The sequence below is a fragment of the Acidovorax sp. MR-S7 genome (assembly GCF_000400995.2).
In the GTDB taxonomy this organism is placed as follows: domain Bacteria; phylum Pseudomonadota; class Gammaproteobacteria; order Burkholderiales; family Burkholderiaceae_C; genus MR-S7.
The window spans coordinates 78,096-104,514 of the sequence record NZ_DF238912.1; the positions used below are offsets into that span (position 1 = coordinate 78,096).

The 26,419-nt window shown below is 69.5% G+C and carries 26 protein-coding genes and 3 pseudogenes; 5 read left to right on the forward strand and 24 right to left on the reverse strand.

All coding sequences use genetic code 11. The annotated features are described in order from the left end of the window. Positions 1-20: 20 nt before the first annotated feature. Positions 21-521, reverse strand: a pseudogene (locus AVS7_RS25120) (transposase); the annotation flags it as partial. Here AVS7_RS25120 and AVS7_RS08570 point away from each other — a divergent pair. Both AVS7_RS08570 and AVS7_RS08575 read left to right on the forward strand, forming a co-directional pair. Next, positions 443-943, forward strand: coding sequence for a DUF2779 domain-containing protein (locus tag AVS7_RS08570; RefSeq protein ID WP_082176424.1), 501 nt, complete (start codon positions 443-445; stop codon positions 941-943). The pseudogene AVS7_RS25120 and the gene AVS7_RS08570 overlap by 79 nt on opposite strands. Before the next feature lie 130 nt (positions 944-1,073). Then, positions 1,074-1,262, forward strand: a pseudogene (locus AVS7_RS08575) (hypothetical protein); the annotation flags it as partial. On the opposite strand, the gene AVS7_RS08580 reads toward AVS7_RS08575, so the two are convergent. From AVS7_RS08580 to AVS7_RS08640, 13 genes are all read right to left on the reverse strand, one after another. Next, a complete protein-coding gene (locus tag AVS7_RS08580; RefSeq protein ID WP_020228036.1) occupies positions 1,243-1,641 on the reverse strand; it encodes an ATP-binding cassette domain-containing protein in 399 nt (132 codons plus the stop codon). The pseudogene AVS7_RS08575 and the gene AVS7_RS08580 sit on opposite strands and share 20 nt — an antisense overlap. Next, positions 1,641-2,423 (reverse strand): ABC transporter ATP-binding protein, encoded by a 783-nt coding sequence (locus AVS7_RS08585; RefSeq protein ID WP_020228037.1) that lies wholly within the window; start codon positions 2,421-2,423, stop codon positions 1,641-1,643. The genes AVS7_RS08580 and AVS7_RS08585 overlap by 1 nt, the downstream gene beginning before the upstream one ends. Continuing rightward, the gene (locus tag AVS7_RS08590; RefSeq protein WP_020228038.1) at positions 2,420-3,307 is read right to left on the reverse strand and encodes a branched-chain amino acid ABC transporter permease; all 888 of its coding nucleotides are present in this window, start codon (positions 3,305-3,307) and stop codon (positions 2,420-2,422) included. Before AVS7_RS08590 ends, AVS7_RS08585 begins: the two co-directional genes overlap by 4 nt. Beyond that, on the reverse strand, positions 3,300-4,193 hold the full coding sequence (locus tag AVS7_RS08595) for a branched-chain amino acid ABC transporter permease (protein WP_020228039.1): 894 nt from the start codon (positions 4,191-4,193) through the stop codon (positions 3,300-3,302). Before AVS7_RS08595 ends, AVS7_RS08590 begins: the two co-directional genes overlap by 8 nt. A 57-nt stretch (positions 4,194-4,250) precedes the next feature. Further along, positions 4,251-5,381: an ABC transporter substrate-binding protein gene (locus AVS7_RS08600; protein WP_020228040.1), complete on the reverse strand. Its 1,131-nt coding sequence runs from the start codon at positions 5,379-5,381 to the stop codon at positions 4,251-4,253. Positions 5,382-5,430: 49 nt separating this feature from the next. Then, complete coding sequence (locus AVS7_RS08605) at positions 5,431-6,210, reverse strand: aspartate/glutamate racemase family protein (RefSeq protein ID WP_020228041.1); 780 nt, start codon at positions 6,208-6,210, stop codon at positions 5,431-5,433. Further along, complete coding sequence (locus AVS7_RS08610) at positions 6,207-7,451, reverse strand: D-amino acid dehydrogenase (protein WP_020228042.1); 1,245 nt, start codon at positions 7,449-7,451, stop codon at positions 6,207-6,209. Before AVS7_RS08610 ends, AVS7_RS08605 begins: the two co-directional genes overlap by 4 nt. 26 nt (positions 7,452-7,477) lie before the next feature. Further along, positions 7,478-7,825: a RidA family protein gene (locus tag AVS7_RS08615; RefSeq protein WP_024001189.1), complete on the reverse strand. Its 348-nt coding sequence runs from the start codon at positions 7,823-7,825 to the stop codon at positions 7,478-7,480. 391 nt (positions 7,826-8,216) lie between these two features. Beyond that, positions 8,217-9,104: a LysR family transcriptional regulator gene (locus tag AVS7_RS08620; RefSeq protein WP_020228044.1), complete on the reverse strand. Its 888-nt coding sequence runs from the start codon at positions 9,102-9,104 to the stop codon at positions 8,217-8,219. A 42-nt stretch (positions 9,105-9,146) separates the two neighbouring features. Further along, positions 9,147-9,971, reverse strand: coding sequence for a CoA ester lyase (locus AVS7_RS08625; protein WP_020228045.1), 825 nt, complete (start codon positions 9,969-9,971; stop codon positions 9,147-9,149). Beyond that, positions 9,968-10,939, reverse strand: coding sequence for a tripartite tricarboxylate transporter substrate binding protein (locus AVS7_RS08630; RefSeq protein WP_020228046.1), 972 nt, complete (start codon positions 10,937-10,939; stop codon positions 9,968-9,970). The genes AVS7_RS08625 and AVS7_RS08630 overlap by 4 nt, the downstream gene beginning before the upstream one ends. 42 nt (positions 10,940-10,981) lie before the next feature. Beyond that, complete coding sequence (locus tag AVS7_RS08635) at positions 10,982-12,196, reverse strand: CaiB/BaiF CoA-transferase family protein (protein WP_020228047.1); 1,215 nt, start codon at positions 12,194-12,196, stop codon at positions 10,982-10,984. Between the two features lie 110 nt (positions 12,197-12,306). Then, on the reverse strand, positions 12,307-13,173 hold the full coding sequence (locus tag AVS7_RS08640; RefSeq protein WP_020228048.1) for a LysR family transcriptional regulator: 867 nt from the start codon (positions 13,171-13,173) through the stop codon (positions 12,307-12,309). Between the two features lie 103 nt (positions 13,174-13,276). Here AVS7_RS08640 and bla point away from each other — a divergent pair, with 103 nt between their 5' ends. After that, on the forward strand, positions 13,277-14,164 hold the full coding sequence (gene bla / locus AVS7_RS08645) for a class A beta-lactamase (protein WP_024001190.1): 888 nt from the start codon (positions 13,277-13,279) through the stop codon (positions 14,162-14,164). Here the strand turns inward: bla and argA are convergent. After that, positions 14,151-15,497, reverse strand: a complete 1,347-nt coding sequence (gene argA / locus AVS7_RS08650) for an amino-acid N-acetyltransferase (protein WP_024001191.1) — start codon at positions 15,495-15,497, stop codon at positions 14,151-14,153. The two genes, bla and argA, sit on opposite strands and share 14 nt — an antisense overlap. A 474-nt stretch (positions 15,498-15,971) precedes the next feature. On the opposite strand from argA, the pseudogene AVS7_RS08655 reads away from it, so the two are divergent. Next, positions 15,972-17,117: pseudogene (locus tag AVS7_RS08655) on the forward strand (PAS domain S-box protein); the annotation flags it as partial. A gap of 115 nt (positions 17,118-17,232) precedes the next feature. Next, positions 17,233-17,703: a GGDEF domain-containing protein gene (locus AVS7_RS24855; protein ID WP_024001192.1), complete on the forward strand. Its 471-nt coding sequence runs from the start codon at positions 17,233-17,235 to the stop codon at positions 17,701-17,703. A gap of 35 nt (positions 17,704-17,738) precedes the next feature. On the opposite strand, the gene AVS7_RS08660 is transcribed toward AVS7_RS24855, so the two are convergent. From AVS7_RS08660 to AVS7_RS08700, 9 genes are all read right to left on the reverse strand, one after another. Further along, positions 17,739-18,893, reverse strand: a complete 1,155-nt coding sequence (locus AVS7_RS08660) for an acyltransferase (RefSeq protein ID WP_020228055.1) — start codon at positions 18,891-18,893, stop codon at positions 17,739-17,741. A gap of 124 nt (positions 18,894-19,017) precedes the next feature. Then, complete coding sequence (locus AVS7_RS08665) at positions 19,018-19,623, reverse strand: class I SAM-dependent methyltransferase (protein WP_020228056.1); 606 nt, start codon at positions 19,621-19,623, stop codon at positions 19,018-19,020. 34 nt (positions 19,624-19,657) lie between these two features. Beyond that, the gene (locus AVS7_RS08670) at positions 19,658-20,401 is read right to left on the reverse strand and encodes a Crp/Fnr family transcriptional regulator (protein WP_020228057.1); all 744 of its coding nucleotides are present in this window, start codon (positions 20,399-20,401) and stop codon (positions 19,658-19,660) included. 45 nt (positions 20,402-20,446) lie between these two features. Further along, positions 20,447-22,030: a nitrite reductase gene (locus AVS7_RS08675; protein ID WP_020228058.1), complete on the reverse strand. Its 1,584-nt coding sequence runs from the start codon at positions 22,028-22,030 to the stop codon at positions 20,447-20,449. Continuing rightward, positions 22,023-23,243, reverse strand: coding sequence for a heme d1 biosynthesis radical SAM protein NirJ (gene nirJ, locus AVS7_RS08680; protein ID WP_020228059.1), 1,221 nt, complete (start codon positions 23,241-23,243; stop codon positions 22,023-22,025). The genes AVS7_RS08675 and nirJ overlap by 8 nt, the downstream gene beginning before the upstream one ends. A 3-nt stretch (positions 23,244-23,246) precedes the next feature. Next, positions 23,247-23,726: an Lrp/AsnC family transcriptional regulator gene (locus AVS7_RS08685; protein ID WP_020228060.1), complete on the reverse strand. Its 480-nt coding sequence runs from the start codon at positions 23,724-23,726 to the stop codon at positions 23,247-23,249. Beyond that, the gene (locus tag AVS7_RS08690; RefSeq protein ID WP_020228061.1) at positions 23,716-24,192 is read right to left on the reverse strand and encodes an Lrp/AsnC family transcriptional regulator; all 477 of its coding nucleotides are present in this window, start codon (positions 24,190-24,192) and stop codon (positions 23,716-23,718) included. The genes AVS7_RS08685 and AVS7_RS08690 overlap by 11 nt, the downstream gene beginning before the upstream one ends. Next, entirely contained in the window at positions 24,179-25,207 is a 1,029-nt protein-coding gene (locus AVS7_RS08695) for an Lrp/AsnC family transcriptional regulator (protein ID WP_020228062.1), read from the reverse strand. The genes AVS7_RS08690 and AVS7_RS08695 overlap by 14 nt, the downstream gene beginning before the upstream one ends. Beyond that, positions 25,208-26,416, reverse strand: a complete 1,209-nt coding sequence (locus AVS7_RS08700; protein WP_020228063.1) for a cytochrome D1 domain-containing protein — start codon at positions 26,414-26,416, stop codon at positions 25,208-25,210. Between the last annotated feature and the right edge of the window lie 3 nt (positions 26,417-26,419).

Genomic DNA, 26,419 nt, shown 5'->3' on the forward strand with positions numbered 1-26,419 from the left:
CTGGCGGGGCGTAGGCGCCCCTAGAACAACACCTTCTGCGCACTCGTCAGTGCCACAAAGCTATCCCCCAGCGGCTGAAGAATCACATCGGCGATGGGCTGCAGTTGCTTGACGAGATAGTGCTCATAGTCGATGCGGGAATGCAGGGCCTCCAGAGGTTCGGGTCCGCTTTGCGTCATCACGTATTGGATCCAGCCGCCACGCTGGTATTGCTGGGGACGGTTCGCCGCGTGCAAATCGAAGAACTTGCGCCGCGCGTGCGCCAGGCAGCCGACCTCGGTCACACCACTTGCGATCAAGGCCTTGTAGCCGCTGAAGTCGTCACAGGTGAGGCTGCCTCTCCAGTCGCCCAGGAAGCGCCGGGCGTGTTCGCCCGAGCGCGATTCGCAGAAGTCGTAGACGACCGCCTTGATGTTCTCGAAGGCGCCCGTGGCATAGGCCCATAGGTACCGGGAAGCTCGAACAGCAAGCTTTTCTCGATCTCTCGGGCGGTGACCCCTCAAAAGCCTTTGCCGAGGCGTTGATCAGTGCGTGCGGTGAACGTGGTCCCATCTTTGTCTACAACGCTGGTTTTGAGACGGCCCGGATCCGCGATCTGGCGCAGCGTTTTCCATGCCTGTCTGAATCCCTCCTGGCGCTGAACGAGCGGGTCGTGGATCTTTTGCCGGTGGCACGTGAGCACTACTACCACCCAAGCCAGCAAGGGAGCTGGAGCATCAAGGCGGTACTACCAGCGCTGTGCCCGGACTTGAACTACGGTGACCTTGATGGTGTGCAGGATGGCGGCATGGCCATGGAGGTTTTTCTGGAAGCGATTTCGCCGCAAACCTCTCTGGCCCGCAAAGCCGTGATTGAACAACAACTTCTGGCTTACTGTGGCCTGGATACCTACGCCATGGTCCGCCTGTGGGCCGCGTTCTCCAACTCGTCCTTGAAGATTTGACATGGCGAAACGATCCGACACTCTCGAAACGGTCTTGCTCGCCGTGGAACTCCTGCGCCGCATTCCCCGTGGCCGAAAGGTCACTGCCAGTGAACTGCACCAGCAACTCAAGCATGCAGGGATGGAGCGAGATCCGCGCCGCTACGTGCTCGACTGGGTGTTCTGCTCGCGCCGCTGCCAGGACGCATTTCACGGGCTGTACGGCAACTGGCAGCGGGCCAAGGAAGGCCGCATCGACAAGACGGAGGTCGCCATGATCGATCCGTCTGATGTCGAACTGGCCGCGATGCGCCAGTGCCTCAAGGCCTTCGGCGAGGCTGGCAAACCTTGGTGCGCATGGTGACCAGCTGCTCCATGCGCCGCTGGCAGGCCTGCGCCGGCATGTAGTGCCCGCCCACCTGCATGTTCTCGCGCACGGTGAGGTTGGCGAACACGTTGTCGGTCTGCGGCACGAAGCCCAGGCTGCAATGGCGGATCTTGCGGTGCACGGGCATCTGCGAGCGGTCCTGCCCCTCCAGCGTGATGGTGCCGCTGCGCGGCAGCAGCACGCCCGCGATGGTCTTGAGCAGCGTGCTCTTGCCGCAGCCGTTGGGGCCGAGCAGGGTGACGATCTCGGCCTTGTCCACGTGCAGCGAGATGCCCTTGAGGATGTCCACCTCGGGCGTGTAGCCCGCGACGATGTTGTCTATCTTGATCATCAGGCGGTCTCCTCCACGGCCTTCGGTTCCACGCTGCCCAGGTAGGCCTGCACCACGTGTTCGTTCGACGCCAGCTCGTCGGGCCGGCAGCTTGCCACGATGCGGCCGCGGTCCAGCACGATGCAGCGCGTGCACACCTCGCGGATGAAGTGCATGTCGTGCTCCACGATCACCAGCGTCATGCCCTGCGCGTTCAGGCGCTGCAGCGCGGCCACGATGTCGCGGCGCAGGTTGGGGTGCACGCCGGCCGTGGGCTCGTCGAGCATCAGCAGGCGCGGGTCGCCCATCAGCGCGCAGACGATGCCCAGCAACTTCTTCTGCCCGCCCGAGAGCGCCGAGGCGGGCAGGTCGCGCACGCGGGTGAGCAGCAGCTGCTCCAGCAGCGCCGTGGCCTTGGCGTGCGCGGCGGCCTCCGCCTGCCGGCTGCCCGTGGTGCCCAGCAGCGTGCCCCATACGCCGTGGTGCGACGTGGCGGCGGCCATGGCCACTTCCATGACGGACATCCGGCGCGGCATGGAGGGCAGCTGGAACGTGCGGCCCACGCCGGCGGCCACGATGCGGTGCGCGGGCACCTGGTCGATGCGCCGGCCCTCGAACTCGATGCGGCCGCGGTCGATGGCCTCGAAGCCGGTGATGGTGTTGAGCAGCGTGCTCTTGCCCGAGCCGTTGGGCCCCAGCAGGCCGACGATCTCGCCGGGGGCGATGTCGAACTCCACGCCGTGGAGCACCTGGTTGCCGCCGAAGGCCTTGGCGACGTCGTGAACGCGAAGCAGGGGGGTCATGGGATCTTCCGCAGTTTTTCAGGAACCAGGCCCTCGCTGCGCCACAGCAGGCAGGCCAGCAGGATGGCGCCGATCAGGCCCAGGCGCAGCGCGCCAGCCACGTCGGAGTCGAAGCCGATCCAGTCCTTGGCGAAGGGCACGAGCACGTGCGCGGCCTGCACGGTGACCACGCCCACCAGGACGCCCAGCGTGTTGCCCAGGCCGCCGATCATCACCATGGTCCACAGCAGGAAGGTCTCGGAGGCCAGCATGTACTCGGGCCCCGCGAAGCTCATGTAGTGCGCGTAGAGAAAACCACCCAGCGCGGTGACGGCAGCGCTGGCCATGATGGCGCGGGTCTTGAGCGTGCGCAGGTTGTAGCCCAGGCAGGTGGCGAGCTGCGGCTCCTCGCGCATCAGCCGCAGCGCGCGGCCGAAGCGGCCGTTGCCCAGGCGCGCGCACAGCCATGCGGCGGCGGCCAGCACGCCGAGCACCAGCGCCAGGAAGGCCACGGCGTTCCAGGGGCGCGGCAGGCTGTCGAACAGCGTGGGGATGGCGCTGATGCCGTTGGCCCCGCCGGTGAGCCAGCCCTCGTTGGTGGCGATGGTGCGCAGGATCTCGGCGATGGCCAGCGTGGCGATGCCCCAGTAGTCGGAGGCCAGCTTGCGCCCCAGGCCCGCCATGAAGGCACCCAGCAGCATGGCCAGGCCCACGCCCAGCGCCAGGCTGGGCAGCGGCGCCCAGCCCAGGCCGAAGCCGATGCCCGCCGCGTAGGCGCCCAGGCCCGCGAAGGCGATGTGGCCGAAGTTCAGCAGGCCCGCGTAGCCCGCCTGCAGGTTCAGGCCCAGGGCCATCAGTGCGTAGATGCCCGCGATGGTGACGGTGGAGACGGCGAAGTCAAACACGGCGGACCTCCCGGTCGAACAGCCCGTAGGGCTTGAAGAGCAGCGCCAGCAGCAGGATCAGGAAGGAGCCGGCCGAGATGTAGCCCACGGGCATGAAGGCCAGCTCGCGCCCGAGCAGGGGGCCGAAGTTGAGGTTGGTGACGGCGGTCTCGGTCAGCGCGATCAGCAGCGCGCCGAACACCGCGCCGATGGGGTTGCCCAGCCCGCCGAGGATGGCTGCCGCGAACACGGGCAGCAGCAGGTCGTTGCCCAGGTTGATGTGCGCACCGGTCGAAAGCGCGAGCATGCTGCCCCCCAGCCCGGCGATGGCACCGCTGGCGAAGCTCACGCAATAGGTGATGCGCTCGGCGTTGAGGCCCGAGGCGTTGGCGAGCATGGGGTTGCTCGACAGCGCGCGCATGGCGCGCCCCAGCCGCGTGTGGAACAGCACCAGCATGAAGAGCGCCAGCAGCACGATGGTGGTGCCCATCAGGTAGAGCTGCGTCCACGCGATGCGCGCACCGCCGATCACCAGCGGCTCCACGCGCGGCAGGTTGAACATGCGCGGGAACGACCCGGCCAGCCCCTGCATGATGGCGATGACCAGCATGGCCACGGCCAGCGAGCCGATCATGGCGATGGCCGGCCCGCCGCGCAGCAGGCGCTGGAACACCAGCACCTGCAGCCCCAGGGTGAGCAGCCCCGCCGCCACGCTGCCAGCCAGCAGCGCGCCGACCAGCGGGAAGCCGCTGGACTGCAGGGCGTAGGTCACATAGGCGCCGAACATGGCGTACTGCACGTGCGCCACGTTGGGAAATTTCACCAGTCCGTAGAGCATGCTCAGGCCCAGCGCGATGAGCGCCAGGTCGGAGGCACGCAATACCGTGTCGACGAGGAATTGAAGCATCGGGGATCTCGGGCAAGGGGAGCGCAGGCCGTGCAGGCCTGCGCGAAAGGGCGTGGGTCAGCGCGGCGCGAGCTTGCCGCCTTCGAACTTGAGCTTGTCGTAGGGCGGGTCGACGCGCTGGCGGTCCTGGTCGAAGCGGATCGTGCCGGTCACGCCGGGAAAGCCCGCCGCGCCGATCTCCTTGAGCGCGGCCTGGATGGCCGCGGGTGTGGTGGCCTTGGCCTTCTCGATGGCGGCGGCGGTGAGCAGCACGCCGTCGTAGCCGTAGCCGGTGTAGGAGGTCTTGAAGCCCTCGGTGTACTTGGCCTTGAACGCATCGGCATAGGCCTTGCCCGCCGCGCCCTGCACCGAGCCCAGCTCCATGCCGATCTGGCCATTGGCGATGGCGGGCGGCGTGTCCGACAGGCTCATGCTCATGAGGATGGCGTACCAGGGCGTCTTGCGCAGGCCCAGTTCCTCGGCCTCGCGGTTGATGACGGCCGACTCCTGGCCGTAGGCGGTGTAGACATAGGCGTCGGGGTTGCTGCGCGACATCTGCTGCAGCTCGCGCCGGTAGGTGGACTGGCCGGCGGTGTAGAGCACCTCGGTCACCACCTTGCCGCCGAGCTTCTCGAACTCGGCCTTGTAGCCTTCGAGCACGCCCTGGCCGTAGGCGTTGTTGGGGGCGATCATGGCCACCTTGCGGTAACCCAGGTCCCACGTGTCCTTGGCCGAGAACTGGTTGCCGAAGTTCTCCAGGCCCACCAGGCTGAACGAGGTGGCGCCCAGCTGGCGGATCTTGGTGCTGCTGCTGGCGATGTTCAGGTGCGTCACGCCTTCCTTGACCAGGTACTGCGCCATGGGCAGGGTGATGCCGGAGGAGTATTCGCCCATCACCACGGGCACCTTGTCCACGGTGGCCAGCTTGCGCGCGGCGTTCAGCGCCGTGGTGGGGTTGCCGCCCGAGTCCTCGATGATGATGTTGAACTTCTTGCCGAGCACGCCGCCCTTGGCGTTGACGTGCTCCACGCCCAGCATGATGCCGCGGCGCACGTCTTCGCCCACCGTGGCGTTGGCGCCGGTGAGCGAAAGCACGGCGCCGATGTTGACACTGTCCTGCGCCCAGGCGGCGGTGCCGGCCAGGGTGAGCAGCGAAGCCGCGGCCGCGATGCGGGCGCGGCGGAATCCGGGAACGCGAGAGGAACGCATGGTGAACTCCTGTGGTGAGGGAAGGGAATGCCGTGGGGCGATGGGGAACTCAGATGTCGAACAGGCGGCCGAACTGCGGCAGCGCATCGCGCACGCCGGCCAGCCGCAGCGCGTGCCAGGCCATGGCGGAGTTGCTGGCGACGACGGGCTTGCCCAGCTCCTGCTCCACGCTGCGGATCAGCGTGGCCATGCGCAGGCTGGTGCACGAGACGAAGACTGCATCCACGTCGCCGTGCCCGCCGGTGGCCAGGATGGCCGCGCGCAGCGAGGCGGCGTCGATGCGCGCGACCTCGTTGTCGTTGCCGTGGTTGAAGGTGCCGATGCGACTCACTTCCAGCCCGCAGCCCTGCAGGTGCCGCTCGAAGAGCTGGTTCACGCTCTGCACGTAGGGCGTGATGAGCGCTACGCGCCGCGCCCCCAGCGCCTTGAGGCCTGCCACGGCGCCGGTGATCGGCGTGGTGACGGCCACGCCGGGGCGCGCATTGCGGATGCGCTGGGCCACCTGCTCCTCGCCGATCACGATGGAGCCCGAGGTGCAGCCGAAGGCCACCACCTGCAGCGGCACGTCGGGCACGATCAGCTCCACGGCGGCGGTGATGTCCTTCTCCATCGCGGCCAGCGTGGCCGGCGAAATGTCGGGCGAGTTGTACATGCGCGACTCGAAGAAGGCCACGCCGGGCAGGTCGATGATCTGGCGCCACTCGTGCTCCAGCGTCTGATCGGTGGCCAGCACCACCAGGCCGATGGCGGCGCGGGCCATTACGCCCTCGTCCATGGTGAAGGGCAGCACCGTATAGGTGCTCTGCTCCAGGGTTGCGGTGTCGTTCATGCGAGGGTCATCCCGGTGATGTCGATGGCGGGTTTGCGGCCGTCCATGAGGTCGGCCACGATCTGCGCGGTGCCGCAGGCCATGGTCCAGCCCATGTGGCCGTGGCCGGTGTTCAGGAACAGGTTGCGGTGCCGGCTCGCGCCCAGGATGGGCGTGTTCTCCGGCGTCATGGGGCGCAGGCCGGCCCAGTAGTCCGGCTGGCTCCAGTCCGCGCCGTTGGGAAATAACTGGCGCGCCGCACGCAGCATGGGCTCGAAATCGCGCGGGGTATGGCGCGTGTCATAGCCGCTGAACTCGGCCGTGGCGGTGAAGCGCAGCCGGTCGCCGAAGCGCGCCCAGGCCACGAGGTTGTTCTCGTCCACGCCCGCGAGCGTGGGCGCCTCGTGCCCCTCGCCGATGGGGAAGGTGACCGAGTAGCCCTTGACCGGATAGATCGGCAGGCTGTAGCCCAGCGGCCGCGCGAGGATGGGCGAGTAGCTGCCCAGCGACAGCACGTATTCGTCCCCCGTGACGGGGCCCGCGCTGGTGTGCACAGCGGCGATGCGGTCGCCCTGCGCCTCGATGCGGTCGATGGACGTGTCCATGAGGAAGCGCACGCCCGCCGCGCGGCAGCGCTCGGCCAGCGCGCGGGTGAACATGCGCGCGTCGCCGCTCTCGTCGCTGGGGCAGTAGATGGCGCCGGCGATGTGCTCTCGGGCCGAGGCCAGCGCGGGCTCGCGGGCGACCACGCCGCCTGCGTCCAGCACGTCCAGGCGCATGCCGCCGTCCGAGAGGATGCGCATGTTGGCCTGGCCGCGCTGGAACGAGGCCGCATCGCGGTACATGTAGAGCGCCCCCTGGCTGATGCAATCGTACTCCAGGCCCTGGGCGGCCGTCAGCGCCTGCAGCCGCTCCTGCGAATAGCGGCACAGCACCAGCTTGCGGCTGGTGTTGATGCGCGAACGCTCGGCCGTGCAGTTCTGCAGGAATTTCCACAGCCAGACCCACATGTGCGGGTCGGCGTTGAGCTTCAGGCGCAGCGCCTGGCTGCTGTCGCGCAGCGAGCGCCACAGGATACCGGGCGCGCGCGGCGACGCCCAGGTGTACGAGTGGCCCGGCGCGACCATGCCGGCGTTGGCATAGCTGGTCTCGGAGGCCGCCAGCGGCTGCCGGTCGATCACCGTCACCTGGCGGCCCTGCGCGGCCAGATACCAGGCGGTGGTGATGCCCGCGACGCCGGCTCCCAGAACGACGGTGTGCATGGAAAGGGTTTCCTTGCGGCCGTGCGTCAGAGGGCGGCCACCACGCCGATTTCCACCGTGTAGGGCGGGAAGGCGAGGGCCGATTCCACGCAGGCGCGCGCCGGCGCATGGCCTGCGGGCACCCAGGCGTCCCACACCTCGTTCATCTCGGCGAAGGTCTTGTGGTCGGCGAGCCAGATGGTGGCCTGCACGATCTTGGTCTTGTCGCAGCCGGTCTCGGCCAGCAGCGCGTCGATCTTGTCCAGGATCTGCTTCGTCTGGCCGGCCACGCTGGCCGAGGTGTCGTCGGCCACCTGGCCCGCCAGGAAGACGAAGCCATTGGCCACCACGGCCTGGCTCATGCGGTTGTTGGTCTTGATGCGCTGGATCGTCATGCGAGGAATCTCCGGGTCGTTGAACAAAGGGCTGCCTTCACCAAGTGAAGACAGTTGTGCAGTCACCGCTATCCACTACCAAGAAGCGTGCCAGGTACAGGCAGTCTGGCTGGTCCGCCACTGCCATGGCGCATGCAAGTGGCTGATTTGCAAGGAAAATTTTCTTTGCAAGGTGCGTTGCGCTGTTCCTGCAGAAGCCGCGTCTGATTGATAGATATCAGTGTCTAATCAAGTGTAGACACTTGTGACTTTTCAGGTCAATGCAACGAGCTAATGGTTTTCACCGACACGGTGCACGGAGAACCAGCCTGGTGCGATGGCTGTCCGCCACGGGCATGCGAACGCTGGCCGGGTGGTCGCAGGGCAGGAGGAACGGGAGGAGGACGGCGCCCTAGGCGAACGCGGAGCGCACGGCCGCGAAGGCCGCCATCACCGGGCCGTCCTCGGCGCGGTGGGCCTGGGTGATGAACGACAGGTCGGCCGAGGTGGTGAGCTTGCGGACCACCACGGTGCCCTCCGTCTGCGCGGTTTTCAGCGCCACCGAGTCCCGCGCCAGCGTGAGGCCCACGCCGGACTTGACGAGGCCGAGCATGGAGGCTTCCAGATCGACTTGCGCCACGATGTGCGGCTTGACGCCCGCCTGCGAGAACTTGCGCACCAGCATGCGGTGGTGCGTGGAGTGGGGCGGCGTCCAGATCCATGGCAGCGCCGCGATCTCCGCCCAGCCCTTGCCCTTGACGCGGTCGCGCCAGCCCTTGGGGGCCATGACGTAGTAGGTGAAGGACGTCAGCCGCAGGGCGAGGATGTCGTCCGCGTCCACCTCGTCGTTGCGCGGGCCGAGATAGTAGCCCGCGTCCAGCGCGCCGCTGCGCACCTGGCTCAGCACCCAGCCGGACATGCCGTGGCGCAGCACGGTCTGCACGCGCGGGTAGCGCTCGACGAGGTGTTGCAGCGCCTGTCCGAGGCGGATGGTCTCGGGTGTCAGGACGGTGCCCATCGTCAGCCGGCCGGAGACGTCGCTCTGCATGTGTCCGGCGCGCCCCTCGAATTCGCCGATGGAAGCCAGTATCTTCTCTGCCAGCGGCAGCAGGACGGCGCCGCTCGCGCTGATCTTCAGGCCGCGCGAGGTGCGGTCGAACAGCGCGACCTTCAGGCTTTCTTCCAGCCCCTTGATCTGGAGGCTGACGGCGGGCTGCGTCAGATGCAGGCACTGCGCCGCCCGGGTCAGGTTGCCCTCCCGGGCGATGGCGACGAAGGCGCGGATGTGCTGGAGGTCCATGGGATTGGCAAAAGCGCGCGCCCGGCCGGGGCGGCGCGCGGGTCAACGGGCGCGGGCGAGCAGCTGGCGCGCCTGCTCCAGGACGGGGGCGTCCACCAGCTGTCCATCGACTTTAATGGCTGCGCCGCCCGCGTGCGCCGCGCCCTCGACCACGCGCCGTGCCCAGGCGAGGTCTTCGGCGGAAGGCGCGAAGAGCGCATTGATGGGGCCGACCTGCGACGGATGCACGCAGAGCTTGGCGCCGAAGCCGAAGCGTTGGGCCCGGCGGATTTCGCCCTGCAGCGCCTCGCCGTCGTCCAGCGCCGTGCACACCCCGTCGACGGGCGGTTCCAGGCCGGCGAGCCGGGAGTGCATGAGGATGAGCGAGCGGAAGTGGTGCAGCGGCACGTCGGCGTCGGTGATGCCCATGTCCAGCATCAGATCGACCGTGCCGAACATCATGCGGCGCACGGCCGGCGCGGCCGCGATGGCGTCGATGCGCGAGAAGCCCCGCAAGGTTTCCACGAGCAGGTAGAGGTCCTTGCCGGGCAGGGCATCGGCCAGGGTGCCCAAGGCCTGCACGCAGTCCGGCTTGGGCACGACGATGCCGTGCAGGCCCAGCGTGGCGCAGAGGCGCACATCTTCACCGTGCCAGGGAGTGGCCCTGGCGTTGATGCGCACCAGCAATTGCATGCCCCGCGCATCGCATGCGGCCTTGAGGGCCGCTGCCTGCGCTGCGAGATGCGCGCGGGCCCGGTCCTTGTCGTCCGCGTTGACGGCGTCCTCCAGATCCACGATGACGGCATGGGCGCCCGTGTCCACGGCCTTGGAGAAGCGGTCGGGCCGGGTGGCGGGCACGTACAGGAAGGAATGCATGCGCGTGCTCATTGGGGCTTGATGTGGGCGGCCTGGATCAACCCGCCCCACTTCTTGATTTCCGCATCGATGAACGCGCTCCAGTCCTTGGCGCTGCGCGGATCCGGCAGCAGCCCGCGCGCGAGCATCTGGTCGCGCACCTGCGGCGTGTTGACGATGCGGGCGACATCCGCGCCGATGCGCTCGACCACGGCGGGCGGAGTGCCCTTGGGAACCATCAGCCCGCCCCAGCTCACGGCTTCGAAATCCGGATAGCCGAGTTCGGCGATGGTGGGCACGTTCGGCAACTGGGGCATGCGTTCGCGCGTCGCAACCGCGATCGGGCGCACGGTGCCTGCCGCGATGTGGGGCAGGGCGGATGCGACGCTGTCGAACAGCAGCTCGACCTGGCCGCCAATCAGATCCTGCATGGCTGGTGCGCTGCCCTGGTAGGGAACGCCGACCAGATCCAGTCCGGCGCGGTGCCGGAACAATTCCAACGACAGGTGCTGCGTGGTGCCGATGGGTCCGCCGTGGGCGACCGAGACCTGCCCGGGCTTGCTGCGCGCGGCGGCGACCACGTCTTCCAGCGAGCGGTAGGGCGATTTGTTATTGGCCACCAGCATGATCGGCCCGAGGTAGACGCCCGTCACCGGATCGAAGTCCTTGACGGGGTCGTAGGGCAGTTTGGGAAACAGGCCCGGGTTGATGCCGACGGTGGACGACGGCCCGAAGATGATGGTGTAGCCATCGGGGGCCGCGGCCTTGCCGGCCGCCATGGCGGGAATGCCCGCGCCGCCGCCCTTGTTTTCCACGAAGACCGATTGCTTCCACTGCTGGGTCAGCCCATCGGCCAGGATGCGGGCCGAAATGTCCAGCGCATTGCCGGGCGGCGTGGGCACGAGGATCCGTACAGGCTTGCTCGGCCAGTCGGTCTGGGCGTGCACGGCAGGCGCAAAGGCGAAGGCGGCGAGCAGCGCCAGGCAGGTTCTTTTGTCCATGGTTGTCTCCTTTGTTGTGAGAAGGGTGTGCCGGTCAGGGCCTCAAATCACGCCGGCGCTCCGGAGTTCGGCGCGCTCCTGCCCGGACAGGCCCAGCAGTTCGCCGAAGACGGCATCGTTGTGCGCGCCCAGCGGCTGCCCGAGCCACTCGATGCCGCCGGGCGTGCCGGACAGTTTGGGAATCACGTTCTGCACGGCGAGCGGCCCGATGCGTGAGTCGACCAGGGTAATGTTCTCGCGCAGCTTGTACTGCGGGTCTTCGAAAATGTCGGCCACGCTGTAGAGCGTGGCCGCGGGCACGCCGCCCGCATCGCATTCGGCGAGCAGCTCGGCGCAGTCGCGCTGCGCGGCCCATTCGGCCACGCAGGCGTTCACCGCGCCGCGTTCGGCCAGGCGCGCCTGCACCGTGCCCCAGGCCTGGTGCGAGGCCAGCTCGGGCCGTCCCATGACGTGGGCGAGGCGCTCGAAGATCTTGTCGTTCGTGCAGGCGATGGCCACCCACTTGCCGTCGCGCGTCTGGTAGTGGCTGTGCGGCACGACGTTGACCGTGTCGGCCCCCTGGCGCTCGCGCACCTCGCCGGTCTGGTGGTAGACCGGCACCATCTCGTCGAGCACGCGGAACATGGACTCGTACAGCGCCAGGTCCACGCACTGGCCCTCGCCGGTCTGGTCGCGTGCGCGCAGCGCGAGCAGCACACCGATGGCGCCATACATGCCCGAGCCATAGTCCGCGAGCGATGTGGAGCCCGGTGTGACCGGCACCCGCCCTGGCTCCCCCGCGAGGTAGGCCAGGCCCGAGAACGCATGCGCCACGCGCGCGAAGCCGGGGCGGTTGCGGTACGGCCCTTCCTGGCCGTAGGCGGAGATGCGCACGAGGATGGCGCGCGGGTTGATCTTCTTGATCTCGTCGTAGCCCAGCCCCCAGCGCTCCAGCACGCCGGGGCGGAAGTTCTCCACCACCACGTCGCTGTGCGCGACCAGGTCACGCAGCAGGGCCTGCCCGCGCGCGTCGCGCAGGTTCAGCGTCACGCATTTCTTGTTGCGGCTTTCGTTGAGCCACATGAGCGTGTCGCCGCAGGCGGTGGGCGTGCCGAAGCGGCGCAGGGAGTCGCCCGTGCCGGGCGGTTCGACCTTGATGACCTCCGCGCCGAATTCGCCGAGGATGGTGGTGCAGAAAGGGCCGGCGACGAAGGTCCCCAGGTCGAGGACGCGGATGCCGGCCAGCGGCTTCTTGGAGGGGGCGTGTGCTTGTGTCATGTCGGATTCCAGGGTGGAGGAATCCTATGAACACGCCCCTGCCGGCGTCCATTGAGTTGTTTTTAACTGCGCCATAAGTCCCGCAAATACCGCTGGCGCAGTGGGGCGCTTCAGCCGGCGGAGGCCGTCTCTCGCAGCAGCCAGGCGCGGAACGCCTGCAGCGCCGCCGTGGGCGGGCGCGACTTGAGGCGGCACAGCCAGTATTGCCCCAGCGCGACGGTGTGGCCGAAGGGCTGCGCCAGCCGGCCCTGGCGCAGCTCGCGCTCGAACATGCGCACCGGCAGCAGCGCCACGCCCGCGCCCAGGGCGGCGGCCTCGGCCAGCGTGAGCGAAGAGTCGAACACCGCGCCGCGCAGCACCGGGCAGGGCGCGCCCGCGGCATCGAACCAGGCGGGCCACTCGTGGGCGCGGTAGCTGCGCAGCAGCACCTGGGCTGCCAGGTCGGCAGGGTGGTGCAGGCGCGCGGCCAGCTCGGGTGCGCACAGCGGCGCCAGCGGCGCGGGCAGGAGCCGCTCGGCATCGGTGCCGTGCCAGGCGCCGTCGCCGAAGCGGATGGCGCAGTCGAGCCCTTCGCCGGCCAGGTCCACGCGGTTGTTGTTGGTCAGCAGGCGCAGGTCCACGAACGGGTGGGCGTCCTGGAAGCCGCGCAGGCGCGGCAGCAGCCAGCCCACGGCGAAGGTGCCTACCACCCCCACGGTCAGCACCTCGCGCGGGCGTGCGTCGGCCATGCGGGCCAGGGCCTGCGCCATGCGCGCGAAGCTCTCCGTCAGCACGGGCACGAGCTGCAGGCCCTCGTCCGTCAGCGCCAGCCCGCGCGGCAGGCGGCGGAACAGCGGCTTGCCCAGCCGTTCTTCCAGGTTGCGGATGTGCTGGCTCACGGCCGTCTGCGTCACATTCAGCTCCTCGGCCGCGCGCGTCAGGTTCAGGTGGCGGGCTGCAGCCTCGAAGGCGCGCAGAGCGTTCAGCGGCAGGTGCATGGGTGCAGTTTTTTTGGGGTCTGGGCGCGATTATTGTCGATGGTCAGGCGACCGTGGCACCGCTATCGTCGCGCCATTCCAACCCAGGAATCAAGGAAAAAATATGCAAAGACGGATGGTGATGGCGGGTGTGGCGCTGCTGCCGCTGTGGGGCTGCACACAGCCCAGGACCAAGAAAAACAGGGGGGAAGCCACGGCCCTGTTCGAGCGCGAGGCGCGCCGCCTGGAGGCACGCTTGGGTGGCCGGCTGGGCATGGCGGTGCTCGATACGGACACCGGCGCATTCGCCGCGCACCGGGGCGGCGAGCGCTTCGCGCTGTGCAGCACCTTCAAGCTGCTGCTGGCGGCGCAGATCCTGCGCCGCGTGGACGAGCGGCGCGAGCGCCTGGATGCACGCGTGCACTTCGGCTGGGGCGACCTCGTGGAATATTCGCCTCGCACCGAACCGCATGCGGGCGGCGCGGGCATGACGGTGGCCGAACTCTGCGAGGCCGCCATGGTGCTGAGCGACAACACCGCCGCCAACCTGCTGCTGCGCCGCCAGGGCGGGCCCGAGGGGCTGACGGCCTGGCTGCGCACGCTGGGCGACGCGCACACGCGGCTGGACCGCACCGAGCCCGCGCTCAATGACGTGCCGCCCGGCGAGGTGCGCGACACCACCACGCCGCTGGCCATGGCGCGCACCCTGCAGACGCTGGTGCTGGGCGATGCGCTGGCGCCGGCCTCGCGCGAGCGGCTGCAGGGCTGGCTGCTGGGCAACCTGACGGGCGACAGGCGCCTGCGCGCGGGCATGCCGCCTGGCTGGCGCGTGGGGGAAAAGACGGGGACGGCACAGGGCACAGGCAACGACGCGGGCGTGGTCTGGCCCGCGCAAGGTGCGCCGGCCGTGGTGGCCTGCTACCTCACCGAATGCCCGGGCGCGCCGGCGCTGCGCGATGCGGCCATCGCCGAGGCCGGAGCGCTCGCGGCCGCCTGGCTCAGAGCCGCTTGACGAGCACCTGGCTCCTGCGGTCCCAGTTGTACTTGCGCTTGCGCGCATCGGGCAGCCAGTCGGGATCGACGGGCTGGAAGCCGCGCTTGATGAACCAGTGCATGGTGCGCGTGGTAAGCACGAAGATGCTGGCGAGGCCCAGCAGGCGCGCGCGCTGCTCGATGCGCTTGAGCAGCTTCTCGCCGTCGCCCGTGCCCTGGCTTTGCGGCGAGACGGTGACGGCGGCCATCTCGGCCGTGCCCGCTTCGGGGTAGGGGTAGAGCGCGGCGCAGCCGAAGATCACGCCGTCGTGCTCGATCACGGTATAGGCGGCGATATCGCGCTCGATCTCGGTGCGGTCGCGCTTGACCAGCGTGCCGTCGCGCTCGAAGGGCTCGATGAGCTGGAGGATGCCGCCCACGTCGTCGATGGTGGCCTCGCGCAGTTCTTCGAGCTTTTCGTCGATGACCATGGTGCCGATGCCGTCGTGCACGTAGATCTCCAGCAGCAGCGCGCCGTCCACCGCGAAGGGCAGGATGTGGCTGCGCTCCACGCCGTGCTCGCAGGCGCGCACGCAGTGCTGCAGGTAGAAACCCACGTCGGTGGGCTGCGCGGGCGGGGGCAGTTGGGCCAGCAGCAGGCGCGCGGCGGCCAGGGGGAGTTCGGTGTCGATGGGGTTGTCGTCGCCCAGCGGCTCCAACGGGCGGGTGGCGATGCCGGGCAGCTCGGTGAGGAAGAGCAGCTTGTCGGCCTTGAGCTCGCCCGCCACGCGCGTGGCGACTTCCTCCATCGCCAGGTTGAACGCCTCGCCCGTGGGCGAGAAGCCGAACGGCGAGATTAGCACCAGCGCCTGCGATTCCAGCGCGCGGCGGATGCCCTCCACGTCCACCTTGCGCACCAGGCCGGTGTGCTGGAAGTCCACCCCGTCCATGATGCCCACCGGCCGCGCGGTGAGGAAGTTGCCCGAGATCACGCGCACGCGCGCGCCCGCCATGGGCGTGTTGGGCAGGCCCTGGCTGAAGGCAGCCTCGATCTCGTAGCGCAGTTGGCCCGCGGCCTCCTGCGCGCAATCGAGCGCCACGGAATCGGTCACGCGCATGCCGTGGGAGTAGCGCGGCTCTTGGCCCTTGAGGCGCAACTGCTCGTTGACCTGCGGGCGGAAGCCGTGCACCAGCACGATCTTCACGCCCATGGCCTGGATCATCGCCAGGTCCTGCACGATGCTCTGCAGCTTGCCGGCGGCGATGGCCTCGCCCGTCAGGCCCACCACGAAGGTCTGGTTGCGGAACTTGTGGATGTAGGGCGCCACCGACCGGAACCAGGGCACGAAGGTGAAGTTGAAGACGGCGGACATGGCGTGGGGCTGCAAAAGCGGAGCGCGCAGTGTAGCGGCTGCATGGGGCCTGGATTTGATGCTATCGATACAATAGCTGGCTGCGCTTGCTGCAAGCGCACATGAGGCGATTTTTCCGATGAAAGCGCCGCGCGCCAAGCGCCAGCAGCTATGGAAATGCTAGCGCCTGTTGCGCGGCCCCCACGCGGGCGGCGACGCCGCGGCGGTAAACCCGCTGGCGGTTCTTGCCGATAATGCTATACATTTTGAAACGACTTGCGGCCGTGATGCCCGGAGAGCCATGCGATGACGCCCGACCAGCCCGTGGGTGAGGTGCCCGAAGGAGCCCGCTCCGCGGCTTTGCCGTGGCATGCGCGCATCGACGTGCCGCTTACCCTGCTGATCGTGCTGGTGTGCGGCGCCCTCATCGCCGGGCTTTGGCTGACCACGCTGCAGCGCATCCTGTCCGAGCGCGAGCAGGCGGTGGCCGCGGCGATGAAGTCCAACTCCAACCTGGCCATCGCCTTTGAGCAGCAGGTGTTCCGCACGCTGAAGTCCGCCGAGCAGGTGGCCGCCTTCGTGCGCGAGCAGTACCGGCGGGAGGGCTCCAGCATCGACCTGGGGCAGTGGGTGATGCAGCACGTCATCCGCGAGTCGATGTTCAACATCGTCAGCGTGGTGGACGCCAGCGGCGCCATCGTCAGCAGCAGCCTGCCGACGGGACACGTGAACTATGCCGACCGTGCCTTCTTCCAGGCGCAGCAGCGCGCCGAGAGCGACGAGCTGTACGTGAGTGCGCCGGTGCTCGGCCGCGTGACGGGCCGCTGGCAGATCCCCATGTCCATGCGCATCACGCGGCCCGACGGCGGCTTCGGCGGCGTGGTGGTGGTGTCGGTCGATCCGGTGAACTTCACCGACTTCTACCGCCAGGCCGACCTGGGCGGCCAGGGCCTGCTGGAGCTGGCGGGCACCGACGGCATCGTGCGCGGCCGCAAGACCGGCGGGCAGGCCAGCTTCGGCGGCGACGCGCAGGGCCTGGCGTGGTTCCAGCGCCAGGCGTTCGATTCCGAGGGCGGCTTCGTCGACGGCGGCGAGGGAGTGGATGGCGTGGCCCGCATCCTCAGCTACCGCGCCGTGGCTGGCTACCCGCTGATGGTGGCCGTGGGCACGGCCTACGACGACGAGATGGCGCCCGTGCTGCAGCGGCGCGCCGTGTACCTGGTGATGACGGCCTGCGCCAGCGTGGCGCTGCTGGTCTTCGCCGCCGTGCTGATCCTGGTGCTGCGGCGCCAGCGCGCCGTGGCCGATGCGCTGCGCACCAGCGAGGCGCTGTTCCGCGCCACCTTCCACCAGGCGGCCATGGGCATCGCGCACATCGCGCCGGACGGACGCATCCTGGGCGCCAACGACAAGTTCTGCCGCATGCTGGGCTACAGCGGCGACGAACTGCGCAAGCGCACGGTGTTCGAGCTCAGCGACATGGACCGGCGCGAGGAGGCGCGGCAGTTCCTGGCGCACCGGCTGTCCGCCCACGCGGCGGTCTTCTCGCCCGAGATGGAGAAGACCTACCGGCGCAAGGACGGCACGGTGCTGTGGGTATGCGAGGCGCTCGGCGTGGTGCGCGACATTCAGGGGCGGCCCGAGTTCCTGGTGGCAGTCACGCAGGACATCACGGCCCGCAAGGACCTGGAGGCACGGCTGTCGCACGACGCGCTGCACGACGCGCTCACCGGGCTGCCCAACCGCGTGATGTTCCATGACCGGCTCTCGCAGGTGCTGGAGTCCGCACCGCTACGGCCGCCGCGCGGCGGTGCTGTACATCGACCTGGACGGTTTCAAGGCCGTCAACGACAGCCGCGGCCATGCGGCCGGCGACGCCCTGCTGCAGCAGGTGGCGCGGCGCTTGGAGGACTGCGTGCGTGCGGAGGACACGGTCTCGCGCTTCGGCGGCGACGAGTTCGGCATCGTGCTGGCCACGGTGAACCGGGAGCAGGACTGCGAGACCATCGCCCTCAAGGTCATCCAGGCCCTGTCGATGCCGTTCCAGCTGCAGGGCGATGCGGTGAGCATCTCGGCCAGCGCGGGTGCGGCGCTCTACCCCCTGCACGGCACCGACGCCGAGACCCTGGTGGCCCACGCCGACCGCGCTATGTACGCGGCCAAGCACCTGGGCAAGAACCGCTTCAGCTGGGAGCCCTCGCCGCGCGGCAATGCGCAGCGGTTCTGAGGGAGTGCTATCGAATCAGGAGCTGGTCGCGCCTGCTATTCCAAGGTTCCCAAGGTGATGGGTACCACGGACAAGGACAGTCCAGCGCAGGCAGCTACGGTTCTGATAGCGCCTGCCCGCCGCCGCGGGAGCGCGTCGCGCCGGCGCAGGCCCCAGCGCTCCACCGTGTGGTACGACAGCGCAGCGAGCAGCAGCGAAACCGCCAGCCCCAGCACCACCACGGCGGGCCAGGGCAGGTCGGCGCGCAGGTAGCGCACCACCGGGTAGTGCCACAGGTACACGCCGTAGGACAGCCGGCCCAGCAGCACCAGCGCCGGTGCGCCCAGCGCCTCGTACACCGCGCCGCGGCGCTGCAGCACGGCCACCAGCACCAGCAGGGTGGCGCATTCCACCACCGTCATGCCCCAGACCATGGCGTTCATGTCGTCCCAGCTCTGGGCCATGAGCAGCGGCACGGCCAGCACCAGCCACATGCAATGCGCCAGCCGCTGGCGCAGCCAGAGGAACCAGGCCGGCTGCTCCAGCACCAGGGCGGCCAGCAGGCTGCCCATCAGCAGCCCCGTGGCGCGCGTGTCGAAGCGGAAGAACACCTCGTAGAACTGCTGGCCTTGCGCCACCCACAGCACGCGCCAGGCCCAGCCCAGCAGCCACAGCCCCAGCACCGGGCGCCACAGCTGCCCCGGCGGCGAAAAGCGCACCAGCAGCACGAGCAGCGGCGGCCAGGCGAGGTAGAAATGCTCCTCCACCGACAGCGACCACATGTGCAGCAGCGTGTCCGGGCTGTCGAAGAAGGCGATGCCGTAGTCCGCCAGGTAGAGCAGCGACACCAGCGCATCGGAATAGACGTCCGCCAGGCCGGGCCACAGCAGCGGCGCGAACGCGCAGTACGCCAGCAGGAACAGCGCTAGCGCCGGCATCAGCCGGTACAGGCGCCGGCGGCAGAAGCGCCAGTAGTCGATACGGCCCTCGCGGCGCAGTTCCTGCAGCAGCAGCGAGGTGATGAGAAAGCCGCTGAGCACGAAGAACAGATCCACCCCGTAGAACGCGCCGTCGAACATCGGCGCGTGTGCGTGCGAGAGGATCACCAGGACGATGGCCACGCCGCGCAGCCCGTCCAGCGCGGGGTTGTAGGGAAGGGCGGCCGGGCCGCCCGCATGAGGGGGATTGCTGTTGTTCTTGGTGTGCGCCAAAACCTGAAACTCCGTTGACGGCGCCGGGCGCGCAGGTCCCGGCGAAGCGGCGGATTCTAGAGAAAATCAGGGGTTGCGCGGATTGCCAAGTGTTAATGGGACGATGTCCTACAGGGCGCCACGATCAGGGCACAGCGGACTCCAGGGCGAACAGCGGCACGTCGGCCCGGCGGCTCAGCCACACGCCGCCGCCCATCTCCCGCGCATGCTCCGACAGCCCCCGCCGGTACAGCGACGCGCGGTGGCGGAACAGGCGCGGGTCGGTCAGCGTCTCGTCGATGATGTCCTGCTCGTAGTCCTCGCGCGTGACCGCCTCCACGTACAGCGCGCCCTGGCACAGCCGGCCCAGGTTGGCCAGCGCGGCCTTCAGGTCGGCCGGGCCCAGGTAGGGCAGCACGCCCTGGCAGATGACGAAGTCGAAGGGCGCCGTGGCCCGGTAGTCGACCACCGAGCCGCGCTCCCAGCCGTAGCGCTGGCACAGGTAGTCGCTGTACTCCACGCCATGGTAGGCCGCGCCGGGAAAGTGCCGCTCCACCGCCTCGCGCCACAGGCCGATGCCGCAGCCCACGTCCAGCACGCGCCGCACCGGCACGCGCAGGTACTGCAGGTAGGCGCAGACGAAGTTGCCCAGCCGCTGCGTGTGCTGCGCGTCCACCACACGGGTTTTCTTGTCGAAGTAGTAGCGCTGGTAATACGCCTCGTCGAACCATTCATCGCTTGCCGATTGCACGCTGGGCTTCTCCTGTTGAAGCAGCGAGTATCGGCTACAGGGGATGGCTGGCCAGGCGCGCGGCGTCGGGGATGTGGATGTCGCGCTTGTCGATGCGGATCAGCCCGGCCGATTCCAGGTCGTGCAGCACGCGCGAGAAGTATTCGGGCGTGATGGACAGCCGCGAGGCGATGGTGGCCTTGCTCACCGGCAGCGACACGCTGCGCGCGCCGGGCGGGTGCGCCGCTGCCTGTGCGGCAGTGGCGGCCAGGGCCAGCGCGGCGGCGTCTGCGGCGTGCTCGGGCAGGGCGTGCAGCAGGTAGCCGATCACGCGCTGCGCACCGCTGTGCAGGGTGTAGGTCTGCACGTCATGCACCAGCCCGTGCAGGCGCCGGGAGATGCCGGCGAGCATGCGCATGGCAAAGCGCGGGTCGTTGCCGATCTCGCGCACCACGGCGTCCTTGCCGACGGACAGCAGCAGCGTGTCGGCCAGCGCCTGGGCGTTCACGATGTAGGGCTTGCCGGTGAACATCAGCGCCTCGGCGAAGCTGATGCCGGGGCCGGCCAGCTCGATCACCTTCTCCTGCCCCGAGGGCGAGAGCGCGAACAGCTTGACCTGGCCCGTCACCGTGACGTGGAACTCCTCGCATGGCTGGCCCACGTGGAAGATGCCTTCGCCGCGCGCATAGCGCCGCAGGCGGCAGCCCGTGGCCAGGCGCTGCAGCTCGGGCAGCGTCATCTCCTGGAACAAGGGCAGGGCCGCGAGGTAGCGCGCGATGTCGAAGTGCGAAATATCCATGCGCCGGATTGAAGGGGAATTCGCTCTGTACGTTCGTGACGTGCGTCAATGCGACGTGCCTTCGCTGCGCGTGATCTTGTTCCACACGTTGTATTTGCCCACCGGCTTCTTCATGGGCAGGCGCTTGACCTCCTGGAAGGTGGCGGCATCGAAGACGATGAGGGCGCCGTCCATCTCCCACACGCTGGCCAGGGCGTAGCGCCCGTCGCGCGTGAACTCGATGTGCGCCAGCGTCTTGCCCGGCTCGCGCACCTGGGCCACCGGCTCCAGCGTGCGCTTGTCGATGATGGTGAGCGTGTCCTTGGCGGCGGGGCTCATCATCGAATCCGTCCAGGCGTAGGGCGTGTCCTCGTGGCTGCGCATGAAGAAGCCGGGGCCGGGCGTCTTGAGGGTGCGCACGGTCTTCCAGGTCTTCATGTCGATCACGTCCACCGCGCCACCGCCCAGGTTGGGGCTGGCGAGCACGGTGGTGCCGTTCCATGCGAAGGTGATGCCCGAGCCCAGGTGCGGCATGCCGGCGATGGGCAGGTCGGCCACTTTGGTGCGCGCGTCCAGGTTCACCACCTGGGCGCTGGCGCCCGCGCCTTGCTTGGGGCGCGTGGCGCCGAGCACGTGGCGGTAGCTCTGGTCGAAGAAGAAGTCGTCCAGCGGCTCGCTCAGGGGCGTGCGGCGCACGCCCAGGTAGCCGGGCTTGGCGATTGCTTCGCCCATCTTGTAGTCGTGCACCAGGCCGTCGTGGATGGGCCCGGCCTGCGGGTCGTAGGAGATTTCCCAGATCTCGGGAATGTCCTTGAGCGCTACCACGAAGCTGTGGCGCGGCGTGGCGTCGTAGACGGCCGAGACGCGCGAACTGGCCTTGCCGTCGAGCGTGGCGGCGCCGTAGGTCTTGACCAGGTTGAGGTCGGCGTCGAACAGCGCCAGCGTGTGCGGCAGGTAGTTGGCGGCCATGACCCAGCGCCCGTCGCCGCTCACTGCCACGTTGCGCATGTTCAGGCCGGCGCGCACCTCGGCCACCACGGCCAGGCGCCACAGGTCGTACTTGGTGATCCAGCCGTCGCGCGAGCCGAAGAACACGTAGCGCCCGTCGGGCGTGAACTTGGGGCCGCCGTGCAGCGCGTAGCGGCTGGCGAAGCGCGTGATGACCTCGAAGCGGTCGCCGTCGAGCAGCGAGACGTGGTGGTCGCCGCCTTCGACGACGACGAACAGGTTCATCGGGTCGGCGTCCCACTTGGGTTTCACTGGCTCATCGTCCGGCAGGGGCGTGAAGCTGCGCGAGGCGCGGATGTCGGCCTCGCCCCAGCGCGGCGCGGGTACCACGGGCGTGCGCACCCAGGTGGCCAGGGCGGCGATTTCGCCTTCCGAGAGCTGGCCGCTGAAGCTGGGCATCTGCGTGGCCGGGCGGCCTTGCGCGATGACGCGCTGCAGCTCGGCCGGGCGCGTGCGCTCCAGGCTCTCGGGCAGCAGCGCCGGGCCCATCAGTCCGGTGCGCTGCGCGCCGTGGCACACGGCGCAGTGCTGCTGGTAGAGGGCGGGTGCGTCGGGCTTGGCGGGCGCCGGGGCCTGGGCCAGCGCGGCAAGGGAGGCGAGGGTGATGACGGCGGTCAGCAGGGGGCGGAGGGCTTTAGGCATGGGCGATCTCGATGGTGCGGCGCGCGTTTTTCCTGGCGTGTGCCTCGAACGGCGTGCTAGCGGCGCCCACCTCGGCATCGCCGAGGTAGCAGCCCGGGTCCTCGAACCACGGGTTGCCGGTGAGCTGCTGGGCGCGCACGCGCGTGTTGCCGTTGCAGATGGCAAGGTACTGGCACGCCGCGCAGCGGCCCTGCACGGGGCGCGGGCGCTGCTTCAGGCCGGCCATCAGCGGGTCGCTGGTGTCGTTCCAGATCTGCGAGAACGGGCGCTCGCGCACGCAGCCCAGGTCGTGGTGCCACCACATCGTGTCGGGGTGGACGCGGCCCAGGTTGTCGATGTTGGCCACCATCTGGCCGCTGGCGTTGCCGCCCCAGGCCACCAGGCGCTGGCGCAGTGCGCCCTCCCACTGCGGCAGGCGCTGGCGCACCCATTGCAGCAGGTAGGGGCCGTCGGCGTCGTTGTTGCCGCTCACATAGTCGTCCAGGCTGCCGGCCTGGGCGGCGGCCCAGGCGTGGTCGAACAGCAGGTCCATGGCGGCGCGCGTGGCCTGGTGGTGCGCGTCCTTGTCGCGGTGGATGTTGCCGCGCCCGGCGTAGTTGAGGTGCGAGAAGTAGAACTTGTTCGCGCCCTCGTCCTGCATGAGCTGCAGCAGCGCGGGCAGGTCGTGCGCGTTCAGCGCCGTCATGGTGAAGCGCAGGCCCACCTTGACGTTGTGCGTGGCCAGGTGGCGGATGGCGGCCAGGCTGCGGTCGAACGCGCCGTCGAGGCGGCGGAACTTGTCGTGCGTGGGCTTCAGCCCGTCGAGGCTGATGCCCACGTAGTCGAAGCCCGCGCCCGCGATGCGCGCGGCCAGGGGGGCGTCGATCAGCGTGCCGTTGGTCGAGAGGCCGGTGTAGAAGCCCAGGTCGCGTGCGCGCGCGGCGATCTCGAACAGGTCGAGCCGCAGCAGCGGCTCGCCGCCCGAGAGGATGAGCGCGGGCACGCCGAAGGCCTTCAGGTCGTCCATCACCGTGAAGACTTCCGGCAAGGACAGCTCGCCCGCGTAGTCGTGGTCGGCCGAGAGCGCGTAGCAGTGCTTGCAGGTGAGGTTGCAGCGGCGGATCAGGTTCCAGATGACCACGGGGCCGCGCGCGTGCCGTTCGCGGGGCGTGGGGTAGCTGCCGGTGGCTTGTGCCTGCGCGAGTTCGCGCAGGTACTGGCTGATGCGGAACATGGTTCAGTCCTTTAATCGGAGACCGGTTTTCTTGAGGATGGCGGTGGAATACAGGATGTCGTGGCCCCGGCAGGCGCCGCCCAGCAGCGCGGCGATCTCGCCGGCCTGCTGCGCCACGCTCTCGCGGCTAGTGCCGTGCAGCATGGCGAACAGGTTGTAGGGCCAGCCGGGCAGGTGGCGCGGGCGGCGGTAGCAGTGGCTCACGCCTGGCAGGGCGGCCACGCGCGGGCCGAGCGTGGCCACGTGTTCGTCGGCCACGTCCCAGACGCTCATGCCGTTGGCGGTGTAGCCCAGGCGGTAGTGGTTGGGCACGGCGCCGATGCGGCGCACCAGGCCCCGGGCCAGCATGTATTCCAGGCGTTCACGCACCTGCTCGCCAGGCACGCCGAGCATGGCGCCCACGGCCTCGTAGGGGCGCGCCACCAGGGGCAGGCCGCCCTGGGTGGCGGCGATCAGCGCGCGGTCGAAGGCATCAAGCGCCATGGGGTGCTCCTGCGAGGGGCAGCGGAGGCAGGCGCAGTTCCACGAAATACTCCTCCTCCTTGGGAAACGCGTGCACGGGCAGGCCCGTGGCGGCCTCGATGTGCGCGAGCGCGTCGGCCGCCTGCGCGGGGGATTCGGCGGCCACGACGAACCACATGTTGAGCGCATGCGTGCGCCGGTAGTTGTGCGCCACTTCCGGAAAGGCGTTGACGGTGGCAGCCACGGCGCTGAAGCGTTCCTCGGGCACGGCGATGGCGGCGAGCACGAACAGGCCGCCCGCGCGCTCGATCTGGAACAGCGGGCCGAAGCGCGTAAGCACGCCCTGCGACAGCAGGCGCCGCAGGCGCACCAGCACCTGCTCCTCGGTGCAGCCCAGCGCGGCCGCCACGGTGGCGAAGGGGCGGTCCACGAGCGGAAAGCCGCCGTGCAAGTGGTCCACCAGGAGTGCGTCGTCAGGGCTCAGCATGGGCGGGCTCCTGGAGTTCGGGCGCCGGGCAGGCATGCGGCGCGTGGTGGGCGAAGCGGCGCGCGCCGGTCTGCTTGAAGCGCCGCAGCGAGAACAGCACGGCGCTGGGATAGGCCTGCAGGCCGGCCTGTGCGCTGGCGTGGGAGAGCGCTGCATGTACTGCTTGCCGGTCGCGTCCGTGCACCATGCAGTACAGGTTGAAGGGCCAGCCGTCCGCACGGGCGCGCCGGTAGGCCAGCGTGACGCCTGGCGTGTGCGCCAGGGCCGCGCCGTGGCGCTCTACCAGCGCGTCGGGCACGTCGAACACGGCCATGGCGTTGGCGGTGTAGCCCAGCTCGTGGTGGCGCACGACGACGCCGAAGCGGCTGAGCTGGCCCTGGGCCAGCCAGCGCGACAGTGTGTCCAGCACGGCCAGCGTGCTGCCGTGCAGCTGGTCGGCCCAGACGTCGTAGGGCCGCAGCGTGAGCGGCAGGCCTTCCTCGGCCAGGGCGGCGAGCGGCCGGTCGGCAGGCGCCAGCGGGGCGGCCGCCGCGGGCGTGGGCTGCGCGGCGCCGGCCAGGCCGGCCTGCAGGTCGAAGGCGGTGTCGATGCGGTAGGGGCGCAGCATGGGCAGGCGCAGCACCGGCAGGGCCGTGGCCTGCTCGATGGAGCGCAGCAGGCGCTCCACCTGCTGTGCATCGCGGCCGGTGGCGACGAACCAGAGGTTGGTGGCGTGCTCGCGCTCGTAGTTGTGGTTGACGCCGGGGTGGGCAGAGACGGTGGCGGCCACGTCGTCCAGCCGCGCGGGTGGCACGGCCATGGCGGCCAGCAGCGACGCGCCGCCCGCGCCCGGCGCGAACACGGCGCCGATGCGGCTGAGCGCGCCGGCCTGCCACAGCCGCGCGTAGCGGCCCAGCACCTCGCCTTCATCCAGGCCCAGGGTCCGGCCGATGGCTTCGAATGGCCGCTCGCACAGCGGAAAGCCGCGCTGCCAGGTGTTGAGCAGCGCCAGGCCCAAGGCATCGCCGGCAGGCATTCAGAACCCCATGCGCTGTGCGCGCGCAGTGAAGAAGATGCCGCTGGGGGCATCCACGGGCAGGCTGGCCTGCGCCTGCAGCGTGTGGGTGTCGTAGACCTGCACGCGGTTGTCGTCGCGGCAGCTGATCCACACCGACTCGCCGCGCGGCGTGAACTCCATGTGCAGCACGGCCTTGCCGGGGCGCAGCGTCTCCGCCACGCGCTGGCTGGGCGTGTCGATCACCTGCACCCGGTCGTAGTCGGGGACCGAGAAGTTGACCCACACCTGGCGTCCGTCGGGCCGCGCCATCACGAACACGGGCTGGCCTGCGACGGGGATGCGGCCGACCTCGGCCCAGGTGTCGGTGTCGACGACGAGCACTTCGTGGCGGCCGACGGCCGGCAGGTAGGCGTGCCGGCCCGCGATGGCCCAGCCGCGCAGGTGCGGCATCTTGTACACGGGCAGGGGCTGCTGGCCGCGCCCGTAGCCTTTCATGATGCGGCGCGCGCGGGGTGCGGGGTCCCACAGGTCCACCATGGCCAGGCCGTCTTCGCCGAACAGTCCGGCGATGTAGTGGCGGCCGTTGGGCGAGACCAGGGCGTCGTAGGGCTGCTTGCCGATGTCAGGCAGGGTGGCGATGCGCGGCTGGCGCGGGTCGGCGCAGTCGGCGATGCAGATGGCGCCGGCGTCGAACAGGCTGTAGATGAAGCGCCGCTGCGGCAGGTCGGCCAGGCCGACCACGCGCGAGCGTTCGCCGCCCGGGGTGAGCGCGGGCACGTCGGCCAGCAGCTCCAGGGTGGCGGCGTCGAACACCTTGATGCCGCCGGGCGTGTAGTTTTGCGCAACGACCAGGCTGCCGTCGGCGCTGATGGCGCCGCCGATGGAGTTGCCGGCCTGCATCACGCGGTGGGTGATGCGCCCCGCGAGGATGTCCACGCGGGTCAGGCCGCCGTCACGGCCGAAGACGTAGGCGTAGCGCGCATCGCGCGAGAACACCACCGAGGCGTGCGACAGATCGCCCAGCCCGGTGACGCGGCCCATGGCGGCGCGGCGGCTGGTGTTGACGAGGGTGAGCGCGCCCTGGGCGCGCTCGACGACCACGCCCAGGTCGCCCGTGCCTTGCAGCGTGGGCGCCTGCGGCGGCGATGCAGGCGAGGAGGGGGCCGCGCAGCCGCTGGCGAGCAGCGGCGCGCTGGCGGCGAGCGACAGCAGGTTGCGCCGTTTCATGGG

Bases quoted from the DNA above. Each gene is read 5' to 3' on its own strand.
- AVS7_RS08580 (WP_020228036.1), bottom strand. From the start codon at position 1,641: ATGATCAAGATAGACAACATCGTCGCGGGCTACACGCCCGAGGTGGAC.
- AVS7_RS08585 (WP_020228037.1), bottom strand. From the start codon at position 2,423: ATGACCCCCCTGCTTCGCGTTCACGACGTCGCCAAGGCCTTCGGCGGC.
- AVS7_RS08595 (WP_020228039.1), bottom strand. From the start codon at position 4,193: ATGCTTCAATTCCTCGTCGACACGGTATTGCGTGCCTCCGACCTGGCG.
- AVS7_RS08600 (WP_020228040.1), bottom strand. From the start codon at position 5,381: ATGCGTTCCTCTCGCGTTCCCGGATTCCGCCGCGCCCGCATCGCGGCC.
- AVS7_RS08605 (WP_020228041.1), bottom strand. From the start codon at position 6,210: ATGAACGACACCGCAACCCTGGAGCAGAGCACCTATACGGTGCTGCCC.
- AVS7_RS08610 (WP_020228042.1), bottom strand. From the start codon at position 7,451: ATGCACACCGTCGTTCTGGGAGCCGGCGTCGCGGGCATCACCACCGCC.
- AVS7_RS08615 (WP_024001189.1), bottom strand. From the start codon at position 7,825: ATGACGATCCAGCGCATCAAGACCAACAACCGCATGAGCCAGGCCGTG.
- AVS7_RS08620 (WP_020228044.1), bottom strand. From the start codon at position 9,104: ATGGACCTCCAGCACATCCGCGCCTTCGTCGCCATCGCCCGGGAGGGC.
- AVS7_RS08625 (WP_020228045.1), bottom strand. From the start codon at position 9,971: ATGAGCACGCGCATGCATTCCTTCCTGTACGTGCCCGCCACCCGGCCC.
- AVS7_RS08630 (WP_020228046.1), bottom strand. From the start codon at position 10,939: ATGGACAAAAGAACCTGCCTGGCGCTGCTCGCCGCCTTCGCCTTTGCG.
- AVS7_RS08635 (WP_020228047.1), bottom strand. From the start codon at position 12,196: ATGACACAAGCACACGCCCCCTCCAAGAAGCCGCTGGCCGGCATCCGC.
- AVS7_RS08640 (WP_020228048.1), bottom strand. From the start codon at position 13,173: ATGCACCTGCCGCTGAACGCTCTGCGCGCCTTCGAGGCTGCAGCCCGC.
- bla (WP_024001190.1), top strand. From the start codon at position 13,277: ATGCAAAGACGGATGGTGATGGCGGGTGTGGCGCTGCTGCCGCTGTGG.
- argA (WP_024001191.1), bottom strand. From the start codon at position 15,497: ATGTCCGCCGTCTTCAACTTCACCTTCGTGCCCTGGTTCCGGTCGGTG.
- AVS7_RS24855 (WP_024001192.1), top strand. From the start codon at position 17,233: ATGACCGGCTCTCGCAGGTGCTGGAGTCCGCACCGCTACGGCCGCCGC.
- AVS7_RS08670 (WP_020228057.1), bottom strand. From the start codon at position 20,401: ATGGATATTTCGCACTTCGACATCGCGCGCTACCTCGCGGCCCTGCCC.
- AVS7_RS08675 (WP_020228058.1), bottom strand. From the start codon at position 22,030: ATGCCTAAAGCCCTCCGCCCCCTGCTGACCGCCGTCATCACCCTCGCC.
- nirJ (WP_020228059.1), bottom strand. From the start codon at position 23,243: ATGTTCCGCATCAGCCAGTACCTGCGCGAACTCGCGCAGGCACAAGCC.
- AVS7_RS08685 (WP_020228060.1), bottom strand. From the start codon at position 23,726: ATGGCGCTTGATGCCTTCGACCGCGCGCTGATCGCCGCCACCCAGGGC.
- AVS7_RS08690 (WP_020228061.1), bottom strand. From the start codon at position 24,192: ATGCTGAGCCCTGACGACGCACTCCTGGTGGACCACTTGCACGGCGGC.
- AVS7_RS08695 (WP_020228062.1), bottom strand. From the start codon at position 25,207: ATGCCTGCCGGCGATGCCTTGGGCCTGGCGCTGCTCAACACCTGGCAG.
- AVS7_RS08700 (WP_020228063.1), bottom strand. From the start codon at position 26,416: ATGAAACGGCGCAACCTGCTGTCGCTCGCCGCCAGCGCGCCGCTGCTC.